The organism is [Phormidium] sp. LEGE 05292 (assembly GCF_015207735.1).
Taxonomy (GTDB): Bacteria; Cyanobacteriota; Cyanobacteriia; order Cyanobacteriales; family Aerosakkonemataceae; genus Floridanema.
In genome coordinates this window covers 1-13,596 of the sequence record NZ_JADEWG010000028.1, presented here as the reverse complement: position 1 = coordinate 13,596, position 13,596 = coordinate 1, and the positions used below count along the sequence as shown (strand labels likewise).

At 37.5% G+C, this 13,596-nt stretch carries 11 protein-coding genes and 1 pseudogene; 7 read left to right on the top strand and 5 right to left on the bottom strand.

Features of this window, described 5'->3' with window-relative positions; translation table 11 throughout:
• Positions 1–119: 119 nt before the first annotated feature.
• From IQ264_RS10745 to IQ264_RS10730, 4 genes are all read left to right on the top strand, one after another.
• Positions 120–977, top strand: a complete 858-nt coding sequence (locus tag IQ264_RS10745; protein ID WP_193980772.1) for an alpha/beta fold hydrolase — start codon at positions 120–122, stop codon at positions 975–977.
• A 33-nt stretch (positions 978–1,010) separates the two neighbouring features.
• Positions 1,011–2,744 (top strand): ABC-ATPase domain-containing protein, encoded by a 1,734-nt coding sequence (locus IQ264_RS10740; protein WP_193980771.1) that lies wholly within the window; start codon positions 1,011–1,013, stop codon positions 2,742–2,744.
• A gap of 327 nt (positions 2,745–3,071) precedes the next feature.
• On the top strand, positions 3,072–3,566 hold the full coding sequence (locus IQ264_RS10735) for a hypothetical protein (RefSeq protein ID WP_193980770.1): 495 nt from the start codon (positions 3,072–3,074) through the stop codon (positions 3,564–3,566).
• 57 nt (positions 3,567–3,623) lie between these two features.
• The gene (locus IQ264_RS10730) at positions 3,624–4,028 is read left to right on the top strand and encodes an acyl-CoA thioesterase (RefSeq protein WP_193980769.1); all 405 of its coding nucleotides are present in this window, start codon (positions 3,624–3,626) and stop codon (positions 4,026–4,028) included.
• Between the two features lie 81 nt (positions 4,029–4,109).
• Here IQ264_RS10730 and IQ264_RS10725 read toward each other — a convergent pair whose 3' ends face one another.
• From IQ264_RS10725 to menA, 3 genes are read right to left on the bottom strand one after another with little or no spacing between them, the layout of a single operon-like run.
• Positions 4,110–5,513 (bottom strand): 2-succinylbenzoate--CoA ligase, encoded by a 1,404-nt coding sequence (locus IQ264_RS10725; protein ID WP_228061441.1) that lies wholly within the window; start codon positions 5,511–5,513, stop codon positions 4,110–4,112.
• Entirely contained in the window at positions 5,483–6,430 is a 948-nt protein-coding gene (locus IQ264_RS10720; RefSeq protein ID WP_193980768.1) for an o-succinylbenzoate synthase, read from the bottom strand. Before IQ264_RS10720 ends, IQ264_RS10725 begins: the two co-directional genes overlap by 31 nt.
• Complete coding sequence (gene menA / locus IQ264_RS10715) at positions 6,430–7,335, bottom strand: 2-carboxy-1,4-naphthoquinone phytyltransferase (protein ID WP_193980767.1); 906 nt, start codon at positions 7,333–7,335, stop codon at positions 6,430–6,432. The genes IQ264_RS10720 and menA overlap by 1 nt, the downstream gene beginning before the upstream one ends.
• Before the next feature lie 218 nt (positions 7,336–7,553).
• Between menA and IQ264_RS10710 the strand changes: the two genes are divergently transcribed.
• Both IQ264_RS10710 and menD read left to right on the top strand, forming a co-directional pair.
• Positions 7,554–8,975, top strand: coding sequence for an isochorismate synthase (locus IQ264_RS10710; protein WP_193980766.1), 1,422 nt, complete (start codon positions 7,554–7,556; stop codon positions 8,973–8,975).
• Between the two features lie 60 nt (positions 8,976–9,035).
• Positions 9,036–10,802 carry a 2-succinyl-5-enolpyruvyl-6-hydroxy-3-cyclohexene-1-carboxylic-acid synthase gene (gene menD / locus IQ264_RS10705; protein ID WP_193980765.1) on the top strand — a complete coding sequence of 589 codons (1,767 nt, stop codon included), beginning with the start codon at positions 9,036–9,038 and terminating at the stop codon, positions 10,800–10,802.
• A gap of 145 nt (positions 10,803–10,947) precedes the next feature.
• Here menD and IQ264_RS32895 read toward each other — a convergent pair whose 3' ends face one another.
• Entirely contained in the window at positions 10,948–11,412 is a 465-nt protein-coding gene (locus IQ264_RS32895; RefSeq protein WP_228061448.1) for a Uma2 family endonuclease, read from the bottom strand.
• A gap of 603 nt (positions 11,413–12,015) precedes the next feature.
• Positions 12,016–12,819, bottom strand: a pseudogene (gene tatC / locus IQ264_RS32890) (twin-arginine translocase subunit TatC); the annotation flags it as partial.
• A 285-nt stretch (positions 12,820–13,104) separates the two neighbouring features.
• Here tatC and IQ264_RS10695 point away from each other — a divergent pair.
• Positions 13,105–13,341 carry a hypothetical protein gene (locus IQ264_RS10695; protein ID WP_193980763.1) on the top strand — a complete coding sequence of 79 codons (237 nt, stop codon included), beginning with the start codon at positions 13,105–13,107 and terminating at the stop codon, positions 13,339–13,341.
• Positions 13,342–13,596: the final 255 nt, after the last annotated feature.

Below are 13,596 nucleotides of genomic sequence, written 5' to 3'. Positions count from 1 at the left end.
ACATCACTACATTGTTATTATGGCAGTGCTTTGTATCTAAAATTAATAATAAAAGTAAATTTGATGAGCCAGAGCCGGAAATTTTTGTAAAATGAATAGGAAGCGATCGCACAACTAAAATGTTTACCCAAGATGCAGTTACTCAACTACGAGAAAAAATTCAGCAAAAAGCGATCGCTACACCTTTAAATAAGCAACCAATTTCGACAGCTTATATAAAAGCAGGTAAAGGTGGAATTCCAATTTTGTTATTACATGGTTTTGATAGTTCGCTGTTAGAATTTTATCGCCTGTTTCCTTTACTCGCTGCTAAAAATGAAACTTGGGCGATCGATTTATTAGGTTTCGGATTTACAGATAGAATCGAAGGTATTAATTTCAATCCATCTACTATTAAAACTCATCTCTACTGTTGCTGGAAATCTCTGATCGATCGACCAATGATTTTGTTAGGTTGTTCTATGGGAGGTGCAGCAGCAATTGACTTTACTATTAGCTATCCCCAAGCAGTAAAAAAGTTAATATTAATTGACAGCGTTGGTTATTCAGGGAGTTTCAACTTCGGAAAATATCTCTTTCCTCCTTGCGATTACTTAGCAGTAGAATATTGGCGACAGCGCAAACTTCAAGCATTAAATATAGTTAAGATGATTAATAAGAATTCTGTTGATTTCTTAGCTTTGAAATCTGTCACTTTACATCTCGAAATGCCCAGATGGGTAGAAGCAATGATTAGTTTTACTAAAAGTTGCGGCTACAGTTGGTTAGGTGATAAAATCGCCCAGATTGACAAATCAACTCTCATCCTTTGGGGCGAGTCGGATGAAACATTAGGAACAGAAGACGCTAAGAAGTTTCAGCGAGATATTACCCATAGTAAACTAATATGGATTAAAGATTGTGGTCATGCACCGCAATTGGAACAACCACAAATAATCGCTGAACATATTCTCGCTTTTGCCCAAGATTCGGGCTAACACATATTTTGTTAAAGATTTTCGTTTTTAATTATGGCTAACCAAGAGAAACTGCGTCAAGAGTTAATTAGATTAGATGGACGTGGATATAAAGCTTATCAGGATATTCAAGGAAGTTACGATTTTACTGATTTTACTTTGATAATCGATCGCGTACAAGGCGATCCTTTTGCTAGTCCCAGTCACATTCGAGTTAAAGTTCCGATGACAGTCGCTAAATTTCCAGTGGAACTTTACCAAACTAAAAGCAGAGAAATTGCCTTAAGAGATTATTTAACGCGATATTTTGATGTTTGTACGCAGAAATTTAAGCAAAAAAGAGGTACAGGAAATAGTGGATTAATTTCTATTTTACCTGTCGGTCAAGAAGTTTTAGAACGTAATTCTGTAGTTATTAACAGCGAATTTGTTGAAGTGCGTTTTGTTGTAGGCTTACCTGCTGGCGGACGCAGAATTTTAGGATATCAAGCGATCGAAATGCTTTGCGATCAAGTGCCACAACTTGTCAATTTAGCACTTAAATATCAACGGTTAGATGCCAATAAAATTAAACATCATGTAGAAACTGTTGAAGATGCAGATTGGCTAAGGCAGGAATTAGCAAATAAAGGCTTAATAGCTTTTATTGCTGATGGGGCGATTTTACCTCGACGCAGTGGAGTTGACGATCGACCTTTGGTGGAAAGTGCGATCGCTTTTCAATCTCCAGAATCTTTAAAAATTGAATTTGATCGTCCCAATCAAGGCTTAATTACTGGGATGGGAATACCCGCAGGTGTTACCCTAATTGTCGGCGGCGGATATCACGGCAAATCTACCTTATTAAAAGCAATAGAAGTAGGAATTTATAATCATATTCCCGATGACGGTAGAGAATTTGTAGTTACTAATCCCGCCGCAGTAAAAATCCGTGCGGAGGATGGCAGATCTGTTGCTAATGTTGACATTTCACCATTTATTAGTAACTTACCTCAAGACCGTTCAACTACTAATTTTTCCACCACAAACGCCAGTGGTAGCACTTCCCAAGCAGCAAATATTATGGAAGCATTAGAAATCGGTAGCCAAGTATTACTAATAGATGAAGATACAGCCGCGACAAACTTCATGATTCGTGACCAAAGAATGCAAGTTTTAATTGCCAAAAATCAGGAACCAATCACCCCATTTATTGATAAAGTCCGGCAATTATACACCGATTATAATGTGTCTTCAATCTTGGTAATGGGCGGTAGCGGTGATTATTTTGAAGTAGCAGACACAGTGATTGCGATGCAGAATTTTCAGCCGCAAGATGTGACAGCAAAAGCTAAAGAAATCGCCAATCAATATGCTAATCAAAGACAAGCTGAAGGCGGCGAAAAGTTCGGTCAAATTATGCCACGCATCCCAATCCCTGAAACGATCGATCCTAGTTATCGCCAGAAACAAGTAAGATTAAAAGTTAGAGATGTGGATGAAATGGTATTTGGTGGCGAAGATATTGACTTATCAGCAGTAGAACAAATTGTGGATAAAGCACAGTCTAGGGCGATCGCAGAAGCGATGGTTTATGCAGTCCGTCAATATGCTAATAAAACTGCTACTTTGCCAGAAATTCTCAATCAAATTATGGCAGATATCGAGTTGCGAGGATTGGATATTTTGACTCGTTTTCCTCAAGGAGATTTAGCAGTTTTCCGCAAATTTGAGTTAGCAGCAGCGATTAATAGATTGCGATCGCTAAACTGCGTAAAATCAGACAAAGCAATACACTCTCCCAAATAACTAAACTTCACCCAAAAGTGTGAAGCTGCCAATAGCGACTTCAGGCTTTAATTAATTTATAGTAGATGCACCCTGATAAAACCCCTCGCCAGTAAAACATAGCTTGTGAGGGGTTTTTGTTTAGTAACTGAGTTGAAGCATTTTCGTTCCCGTAGCGTACCGTAGGCAATCCCCCTCTTCCCTTAAAAAAGGGGAAGCCAGACGATGCTACTCATAAGCTAACCAAAAGTATTCCTAACTATTACAGATTAATTACAATAATTGCTAACAACTAAATATTTTGCGAATATTGAATTAAGCAACATGACTAACTTTTAAGTATAAATTATGATTCAGTTCTTACGTTTTATAGGCTTGACTTCCCCATTATTAGCAGTTCAAACCTTAGCTTTGATGTCAGTTCAAGTTCTGGCTGTTTCCTTTACGCCAACAGCAACAAATCAGAATTCTCAGGAAATATTATTAGCAAGTCATGGGCGAATTTTGCAGATAATTCCCCAATTAGACGGTAATGCTTATTTAATGGGTAACGGTGGTACCTTCGTCGGATTAGTTTCCAGCGATCCTACCGCTAATAATTCTATTTGCAATTCTTCAGGCCCTTATGGTAGTCAAGATGGGGTATTAAGTATTAGAAACCGTTCGGGAAATTTAGGTAACTTGTTCTCCCAAATAAGTGCTTACAATAGTAATGCTAAGCAGCCACCGATCTTAATTTTCAAAGGCAAAAGGATGGTTTTTTTGACTAAAAATACAAGCTTAGATAAAACTCTCGATCCAGACCTACTTCTGAACACTTTGTGTCCCAGAAATTCTCTATAAATCAAAAGAGGGTGGGTTAACCACCCAATCTTTAATTACTAAAGTGAGTTAGAAAATATGCCCTTTACTTATAGTCGTACCATTCGCTTTCAAGACACTGACGCAGCTGGCGTTGTTTACTTTGCCAATGTTTTAGCAATTTGCCATGAAGCTTATGAAGAATCGCTAAATGTATCTAATATTAATCTTCAACAATTTTTTAGAAACGATGATTTTGCTATTCCCATTGTTCATGCTAGTGCGGACTTTCTGCGTCCAATGTTTTGTGGCGATCGCATATTAATTAACTTATCTATTAACCAATTAAACTCCCAAAAGTTTGAAATTAATTATCAAATTAATACTCCTGATAATGAGATTATAGCTAAGGCAATTACCAGGCATATTTGTATTGATCCCAATACGAGAACCAGAAAAGAAGTCCCCTCAGAAATTCTTTATTGGTTACAGCTATTAATATAGAAATTCTGTTTTATTTCTAGTTGGAAAATTTTTTGAACCGCAGAGGCGCAGAGGACACAGAGGAAAGAGAAGAGGAGTTCATCACTCAGATAGGACTGCTGTAGTAGCGATTTCTTGTAATCGTTGGCGGTTTACCTTTCCCTGTGCATTGCGTGGCAAATTTTCTACAGCAATCCACTTTTTGGGATGTTTAAATTTACTCAATTTATTTTCCATAGCTGTTTTTAAATTACTAATATTAATATCAGGGAATTTAGGAACATAAATTGCTGTGACTATTTCACCCCATTGAGAATCAGGTAAACCAATTACACAAACATCCTCAACCATTTGAGTAGCAATAATAGCTGCTTCTACCTCATTAGGAAATACATTTTCTCCCCCAGTGATGATTTTATTACTGTTACGTCCTACAATTTTTAAGTTACCATTCTCATCAATATATCCTAAATCATCTAATTGGAATTCTTCTTGATTGGGAAAGAATTCTGGATAATAACCTAATGCCAAAGAATCGGCTTGAATGTTAATAATACCTGTTTGATTTATACCCAATATTTCCTCATTTTTACCTTTAATTATTACTTTGGCATGGGGAAGAATTTGACCACTAGTATTATTTCCTGCTAAAAAAGCTTCTGGTTTCAAAGTAGCAATTTGAGATGCGGTTTCTGTCATTCCATAAGTAGGCGCTAAACGAATCCCGTAATTTCTCGATGTTTCTAAAAGTTCTAACCAAGCTGGTGCGCCGCCTAAAAGTACCGTCTGAAAGCGAGATAACCAAGTAGTTAAATATGGTTTTTCTAGCAAGCGTTGTAATTGTGTAGGAACCAACGATACAACAAAATCTGAGGGTTCAATATCATACTTTTCACAATTTTCTAGTTGTTTTAAAGCAGAAATCACCAATTTACCACCACTAGTAAAAGAACGCATAAATTGCATTAATCCACTCACATGATAAAGTGGTAAAATACAAAATGAGTTAATTTTTTCTAAATTAAAATAGTGCTTAAATCCTCTTACTGATGCCATTAAAGTTTCCCAACTGTGCATGGCAAAACGAATTTTTCCCGATGAACCGCCAGTGGGAATCATAATTAAAGATGAGGGATAATTAGGTAGAGATGGCGTAGTTCTTATTGGGGGTTTTTGATAGACGATTTCTGCTACATCTCCCCAAATTATATCCGGTTGCACTAAATTTAAAACCTGTTCCCATTCAGCTTTCACCCAATCTGGATTACAAAGAAAAACATAACTGTTAGCAGCAGTCGCAGCGATGAAACTGGCAAGTAATTTTATCGGTTGTCGTTCAGCAATGACAATTTTTAAGGGTGTTTTTAAATTAGCATTTTGAGTAAGTTGTGACTGTAACTGTTGAGTCAGTAAAGTAAATTCACGGCTATCATAACCAATTAACCAACGATCGTTAGCACGTTTTTCTAAATAAATTAAAGGTTTTTCCATAGAGATGCTAACCATGTTTTTTCATCTTCCTTAAACCAATGGTGAATGCCAAAACCTAAAGGGCGATTTTTATGAGAAATTTCCCTAGCTAATTTGAATGCAGCTTCTCTACCAATAGTAGTTTCAAATACAGAAGAAAAGACTACATCTAAGTTATTTTCTTTGCAAAAATCACGCAGATGAAATGGTGAACCAGCAATACAAGGTTTAATCACGAAAATTCCCCGCCAACCAAGTTGATAACAAGCTTTTAATTGATCAATTGTCGCTACTGATTCATCTAAAGCTAGGGGTGTAGAGTAATTTTTACTTAACTCTAGCATCAACTTTTCTTCACCTACTGCTAACGGTTGTTCTAGAAATTCAATTTGCCAATTATCGCTGATTTTTAACCACTCGGTTGCTGTTTCCCAATTTAGCCCCCCGTTAGCATCTAGTCTTAGTTTTGCTTCATTAGGTAAAGCTTGAATTAGCTTTTTAAAAATGGCTATTTCTTCGGCAATTGGTAAAACACCAATTTTCCATTTAAAGGTGCGATATCCTTGTTGCCAAAGTTGTTGCCATGTATGTAAAGCTGCTTCACCTGTAGGTAATAAACCACTAAAGTTGAGGTTGAAAGTAACTTTTTGGGGATGTTTGATTGCTTCCCAAGCTGACTGGAAACCGAATTGACAAGTGGGTAATCGATCGCTAATAGCAAAAATAGTTTCTGTGGTAATTTCCTTCCCTAGTTGGGAACAAAAATCTAAAGCTGCGGCTAATGTTTCTGAACCAAACCAGGGAAGGGGGGCAATTTCTCCCCAACCAATTGTGCCTGTTTCATCGATTAATTTAATGATGATTCCCTCTCTAATTTTCCAGTTACCATGACTGGTAGAGAGCGATCGCACAAAGGAGCGCTGATAGGGACGAAATTGCAATTGATAAACCATTAAAAACCCGGAATTACAAACCCTAAACCTAAAAACAAACCACTCCAAAAATGAGTTTTAACAGCAATAAATTTACAGTTACTCACTTTTTCTGGGTGGTTGTGAAATTCAGCAACATGGCGAAATAATTTCAGCGCAAATGGTAAGCTAATAAAAATTAACAAAGTCCAAATCGGAAAAATTTGCCCTGCTACAAACATGACAGTTAGCGCATAAATGCTACCACCAAACCAAGGTAGTAATTGCGAAGCTTTAGTAGTACCAAGTCGGACAATTGGCGAGCGCTTTCCCGCAGCTATATCATCTGTAACTTGATGAAAGTGGGAGCAAAATAAAATTAAACTAGTGGCAATTCCCACAATTACCGAAACTGCTATACTGGTCAGAGAAAAAGTTTGAGTTTGGCTATAGTAAGCTGCAGCTATTGCTAAAGGGCCAAAACAAATAAAACAAATAATTTCTCCTAAACCTTGGTATCCTAAACGGAAAGGTGGCCCTTGGTAAGTGTAGCCTAAAAAACAGCAAAGAATGACTATGCCAATTACAGTTAAGTCACGTTGTAGCCAAGCGATCGCTAAAATTCCTAGAATTCCCAAAGCTAAAAATATATTGCCCAGCCAAAAAATCAACGATTTATTACCTGTTAAATTTACCAGAGAATGAGCTTTATTTTCATCAATGCCTGTTTCTGAATCAAAAACATCATTACTGAGATTAATCCAGGCTACAATTAAAATCGCTGATATTAAAAAAGTGGCAAATATTCCAGCATGAATCATTTTTCTCTCGGCAAAAGCTACGGCTGTGCCTACCCAAATCGGGATAATGGCAACGCTATACATAGGTGGTTTAATTGCAGCGTACCACAACTTTCTGTTTGTCAGCTTAATCGAATTGGTAGTCATTAGACAAAATCAATTTAAGTTTCACAATTTTAATCATTTTATGATTTTAATGGAGCAATGGTACACTCAATTTGGAGCGTTGACCATGCAAGAATCAGCAAACTGCCCCCCGCCTAGCAATGCTCGGACGTGAGGTAGAGTGCTAACTCACTAGTAATACGCTCATGAATTCGGTTTTGGCAACCAAACTTTAAAAAAATTTGCAAACTTTTTTATCCATGCCAATCACACAGCATCATGCAAATCTGATTCAGGATTGTCAGGAACTAAATCAGTTTCTTTCTGCTTGTAAACAAACCTTAAGTGAAAAAAGACCATCCAAAATAGTCAGTATTTCCTGGGAGGCAAAATCAATCGATCCTCTGGCAGTACTGGATAAAATTTGCCAACCAAATGAAATCCATTTTTATGGAGAAAAAGCGAAACAAGCGGAAGCGATCGCTGCTTTTGGCACAGCTATCAAATTTAAAGTAGCAGGAACTCATCGCTTTTCTCAAGTGCAACAATTTATCGAATCATGCCTCGCCGATACCACTGCTATTGGAGTCCTAGATTTACCATTTTCAGGCCCGCATTTCTTCTGTAATTTTACCTTCTTTGATGAAGATAATCACAGCGATTCTCCATTTCCATCAGCAATGGTATTTTTACCAAAATGGCAAATTTCTTGTCAAAAAAATCGTTGTATAATTATCAGCAATATTATCATAGATAGAAACCTTAACATAGAAAAAACTTGTGAAAGTATATGGGAAAAATACCAGCAAATTAACCTAACCAAAACCTTAAAATTTTCCAACCTTGATGAGTATAAATTGGCTTTGCATACCAAAGATGTTACTGATAAAACAAACTTCTATTCATCAGTATTATCAGCATTAGAATTAATTAAGCAGGATAAGATTAGCAAAATTGTCTTGGCTCATGCGATCGATGTCAAAGCACCCAGACCTTTTCATCTGATTCATTCCCTACATAACTTGCGACAAAAATATCCTGACTGTCAGGTATTTTCCCTCAGTAATGGCAAAGGCAAAAGCTTCATTGGTGCTAGTCCTGAAAGACTAATTAAAATTCAAAATCAAGAATTAGAAACTGATGCGTTAGCTGGGTCAGCACCCAGAGGTAAAACTTTAATAGAAGACGCTTACTTTGCCGAAAAATTACTCACTAGCCAAAAAGACAGATCCGAACATCAAATTGTCAGTGACTTCATCTTTCAACGCTTATCAAAATTGGGTTTAACACCACAAAAGCTGCCCATTCCAGGCTTATTAAAACTATCCAATATTCAGCATTTATGGACACCAATCCGAGGTAAAATTCCTATAGGAATTCACCCTTTAGAAATCCTCGCTGAACTGCATCCTACACCTGCTGTTGCTGGTGTTCCAAGAGATATTGCCCTCAAACAAATTCGCCGTTATGAAAAATTTAAACGTTCCGTTTATGCAGCACCATTAGGCTGGATAGATCATCAAGGAAATAGTGAATTTATAGTAGGAATTCGTTCTGCATTAATCGAAAGCGATCGCGCTAGACTTTGGGCAGGTGCAGGAATTGTCGCCGGGTCCGATCCCGAAAAAGAACTAGCAGAAATCCAACTAAAACTCCAAGCCCTTCTCAAAGCCCTAATTTAAAAAAATCTCCCATCTTCCTCTGTGCCCTCTGCGTCTGAAGCGGTTTATTAAATTATTTCCATGTCCCTAGACTTTCGTAACACCAACACCCTCTGGGCTTCCATTATTACCGAAACCTTAAAACGTCTCGGATTAACCACAGCAATTATTTGTCCAGGGTCACGTTCTACCCCTTTAACAATCGCCTTTGCCCAAGAAAAACAAATAGAAACTATCCCCATCTTAGACGAAAGATCGGCAGCATTTTTTGCTTTAGGGATAGCCAAAAAAACCAATTTACCCGTAGCCTTAATTTGCACTTCTGGTACTGCTGGCGCGAACTTTTATCCAGCAATTATCGAAGCAAAAGAAAGCCGTATACCCCTATTAATATTCACAGCCGATCGACCTCCCGAACTGCGAGATTGCCACTCTGGGCAAACAATAAATCAAGTAAAAATGTACGGCAATTATCCCAACTGGCAAACAGAATTAGCCACCCCTTCCTTAGAAATAAGCATCCTCAATTACTTACGACAAACTATTGTTTATGGGTGGGAGCGATCGCTTTTTCCCACCCCCGGCCCAGTACATTTTAACATCCCATTTCGTGACCCATTAGCCCCCGTTCCCGACCATAATAGTAATTACTTAAAATCCCAATTTTCTCTAAAAAACTTCTTCGATTATATCCAAAAAACTCAGCAAGAATTACCAAAATATGCTTCATTTTCCATCTTGCATCATTTTCAAGAATGGCGAAACACTGAACGAATAATTATTGTTTGTGGTACTGCTAGCCCTTCATTCCCACAAGAATACTGTCAGGCAATTTCCCATCTTTCCCAAACCTTAAAAGCGCCCGTTCTTGCTGAAGGACTATCGCCATTAAGAAATTATAACCAACTCAATCCCTATTTAATTGCCACTTATGATTTAATTCTGCGAAATCAACAAATTGCCCAACAACTAACACCAGAAATTGTTATTCAAATCGGGGATTTACCCACCAGCAAAGAACTGCGAACTTGGCTAGAAACAACTCAACCGAAAAGATGGATAATTGACCCCAGTCATCACAATTTTGATCCGCTGCATGGGAAAACAACTCATTTACGCATCTCCATCGAACAATTAGTTAATCATTGCCAATTAGAGGCGAATTTTAATAGTAAATATCTCCAAATTTGGTGTGATATTGAAGCAAAAATTAGACAAAAAATTAACCAAGAAATGACAGCTAAAGAAAACTTATTTGAAAGCAAAGTTGCTTGGTTAATTCCTCAAACTTTACCAACAGAAACCCCGATATTTATTGCTAATAGTATGCCTGTGCGAGATGTAGAATTTTTCTGGCAACCAAACAATTCGCGCATTCAACCTTTTTTTAATCGGGGAGCAAATGGAATTGATGGTACTTTATCCACCGCTTTAGGTATTGCTCATCGGCAAAAAAGTAGCGTTATGTTAACAGGAGATTTAGCTTTATTACATGATACCAATGGCTTTTTGCTGAGGAAAAAATTTATCGGTCATCTGACAATTATCTTAATTAATAATAATGGTGGCGGAATTTTTGAAATGTTGCCTGTTTCTAAATTTGAGCCACCTTTTGAAGAGTATTTTGCTACACCCCAAGATATAGATTTTGCTCAACTTTGTGCTACTTACAACGTGGAATATGAATTAATTAATTCTTGGCAGCATTTACAGCAAAGATTGAATCCTTTACCGGAAAAAGGAATTCGAGTTTTGGAAATACAAACAAATCGTAAAGCAGATGCTAAATGGCGACAAGAAAATTTAGGAAAATTTGCTAAAGGTATTGATAGTAGAGAGGTTTTATGAAACGTCTTTTCTTCTTTCTTCGTGTCCTTCGCGTCTTACGTGCTATGCACACGCTACGCGAACGCGGTTCAAATATAATAGTTTTTTAAACCGCTGAGACACAGAGGACACAGAGAGAAGAGGAAGGAAGCATACAATAATTAATTTAGGTTTTGGGTAACTTTGCTTGTTGAAAAATTTGTTCTGGGGTAAGTTCTAAACCGTCAAAAAGCCGATCGCTTAACTGCATTTCTCCTGTGTAACTCCGAGGTCGAGAATCAGCGTAAAATACAGTAATACTTCTTGCTTGATAGTCAACTAACCAAACTCTTTGTACGCCTGCTTCTAGATAAGCGATCGCATCTTCCACCAACTCCCGAAAACTTCTTTCACCAGGCATAATATTAATAATTAACTCTGGTGCGATCGGACAAACTTCATCTTGCAAAGATTCAATAGGCAGCTTTTCGTAAGGAATAAAACTTAAATCTGGTGTTGATACCCAATCTTCACCTTGACGATTTAAACTTATTGCCCATTTTATCCCTACTTCTCCTAATTCATCACCCCATTGACTCACAATTTTGTATAAAGCGCCAGTAACTCTGGAATGAAAAAGTTTCCGAAACATCTGCGTTACTACTTGTTTATTAGACTCAACTTTGCTTTCTGCTAAAGGCAAAGATACTTCTGGTAATTCTTCCACTACTTTTTCTATTTCTTCCGACACGGTAATAGGCTCTATATTGTAACCACCTATTTCCAGGTTTTCTTCAGGAATTTCTTCATTTCCAGTCACTAAACTTTCCTGCTTATCCAATTCTAAATCTTGCTGTTCATCTTGCAAGATTGCACCACTTTCTGTAGTTTCTTCAGTAACTTTTACTTCCGGGAATGCTGCAACTACGCCATTTTTATAAGCTTCTCCATTGCCATTTGATTGCTCATCTGCCCAAACCGAACTACCATTTTGAATTGGTTCCTGTATTGCTACAACTGCGGGTGATTCTTCCCTGATTTCATTAGGCGCAATCTCCGCAATAGAATTTTCTGATGAAGTATGAGCAACTGGCGCAGTATCATCTTTTTCTATTACTTCTTCTGCCTCTTGTTTTACTTCTATAGATTGAGTTGTTGAACTTGAGGAATTATAATTTTCAGCAGACTTTTTCTGGTTTTTCTTAAATCGATCGACTATCCATTGAATTAACTTTTGTCCCCCATTCAAATTAACTAATAAGAAAACTAAACCTATGCCACCAAAATATAAACCAATTACTGCTCCCGCTAACAAACTTTGCGTTAAAGGATCGGTAGAAGGAGTTAAAATTGCTCCCAAAACTACCCCACCCATCATCACATATCGCCATGCAGAGAGCATTTGTTTAGCACTTACAATCCCGATAAATCCTAAGATTATTTGAATAACGGGAACCTGAAAAGCTAAACCTGTACTTAATAAAAGCAACAACACAAATTCAAAATACCGATCGATTGACCACAACTGCTCTACAACATCTTCCCCATAATTGATGAAGAAAGTAATCGCAGCTGGAATTAATAGCTTGTAAGCAAATACTAATCCGCCTAAAAATAGAAAACTAGAACCTAAAACTACTGGCCCTAAAATCCTCCTTTCCCCGCGAGTTAACCCAGGCAAAACAAACAGGATAATTTGGTACAAAATAAACGGACTAGCTACCAACAAACCGCTATATCCGGCAACTTTTAAAGATACAAAAAAGAACTCCCCAGGAGCCAATTGCAGAAACTTAATTCCTTGAGCCGGAACTTCTAATAATTGGACAATGGGCTTGACAAATAGGAAACAACCTGCTATGCCCACCGCTACGGCAATCAACGCATAAAAAATCCGTTGACGTAACTCCTCCAAATGGTCAAACAGGGACATCTCCACTTCGTCGGGGAGTTCATCGAGGTATTGATCCTCGTTGCGATCGCTCACAGCTGCAACATCGCTACTGGCTGTTTCCTGAAAATCTTGCTCTCTTGCGGTACTTAACTCTGGTGAAGGCATTGCAGATTCTTTCTAGTCCAAGACTTTAACCATTTTATCTGTACTTCCAGAACTATGGGGCTTTTGGTCGCCGGGAAAGGATTTAATCTAAAATTTAAAATCCAAAATCCCAAATCGATTGACCCTTGTGAAAATTTATGTAACACTGCTCCGAAATGAGTAATTTGTCCAGTGAAGTTACTGTTTTAATCAATATGTTGCCAAATTTTGATTTAGCACTTATTAAGTTAAAATCACACAGGGAAGAGAGACAAATTAACAATAATTCTACCAAGGAGCAATCCAATGATTAAAATTTGTTTATACATGAAAGACAATCATGAACAAAAGTCAAAACAACAAATAATTGAATTTAATCGAATTCCTAATATGGGAGAATTTATCGATCTTGGTTATAATCTGTACAGGGTATTTTTAGTTTGTCATAGCCCCTATAATGCGGAATATCAAGCCACAGTAGCAGCAGTAAAAACTGACTGGCATAGTTGTGAGACATTAATCGATCAAAGCCCAAGATTATAGATAAAAATACTATGGTTTGATGATACTACATCTCCTCAGAGCAATATGGAAAATCTAAAGTATGAAGGATAAATTGTTCTTCATACTTCATACTAATGGTACAAAAAAGCTACAAGAAGGCAGAAGGGGGAAAGTTTTGAGTTTTGAGTTAGGGAAATAGTTCTAAGTTAATGAGCTTCCCCTTGTCCCCTTGTCCTCCCTGCACCCCTGCTTCAAATCTTCTTCGGTGGAATCGGAGAAGACCGACTTTGGGAC

Excerpts from the sequence above, each read along its gene's own strand:
- IQ264_RS10745 (WP_193980772.1), top strand. The coding sequence starts at position 120 with ATGTTTACCCAAGATGCAGTTACTCAACTACGAGAAAAAATTCAGCAA.
- IQ264_RS10740 (WP_193980771.1), top strand. The coding sequence starts at position 1,011 with ATGGCTAACCAAGAGAAACTGCGTCAAGAGTTAATTAGATTAGATGGA.
- IQ264_RS10735 (WP_193980770.1), top strand. The coding sequence starts at position 3,072 with ATGATTCAGTTCTTACGTTTTATAGGCTTGACTTCCCCATTATTAGCA.
- IQ264_RS10730 (WP_193980769.1), top strand. The coding sequence starts at position 3,624 with ATGCCCTTTACTTATAGTCGTACCATTCGCTTTCAAGACACTGACGCA.
- IQ264_RS10725 (WP_228061441.1), bottom strand. The coding sequence starts at position 5,513 with ATGGTTAGCATCTCTATGGAAAAACCTTTAATTTATTTAGAAAAACGT.
- IQ264_RS10720 (WP_193980768.1), bottom strand. The coding sequence starts at position 6,430 with ATGGTTTATCAATTGCAATTTCGTCCCTATCAGCGCTCCTTTGTGCGA.
- menA (WP_193980767.1), bottom strand. The coding sequence starts at position 7,335 with ATGACTACCAATTCGATTAAGCTGACAAACAGAAAGTTGTGGTACGCT.
- IQ264_RS10710 (WP_193980766.1), top strand. The coding sequence starts at position 7,554 with ATGCCAATCACACAGCATCATGCAAATCTGATTCAGGATTGTCAGGAA.
- menD (WP_193980765.1), top strand. The coding sequence starts at position 9,036 with ATGTCCCTAGACTTTCGTAACACCAACACCCTCTGGGCTTCCATTATT.
- IQ264_RS32895 (WP_228061448.1), bottom strand. The coding sequence starts at position 11,412 with ATGTTTCGGAAACTTTTTCATTCCAGAGTTACTGGCGCTTTATACAAA.
- IQ264_RS10695 (WP_193980763.1), top strand. The coding sequence starts at position 13,105 with ATGATTAAAATTTGTTTATACATGAAAGACAATCATGAACAAAAGTCA.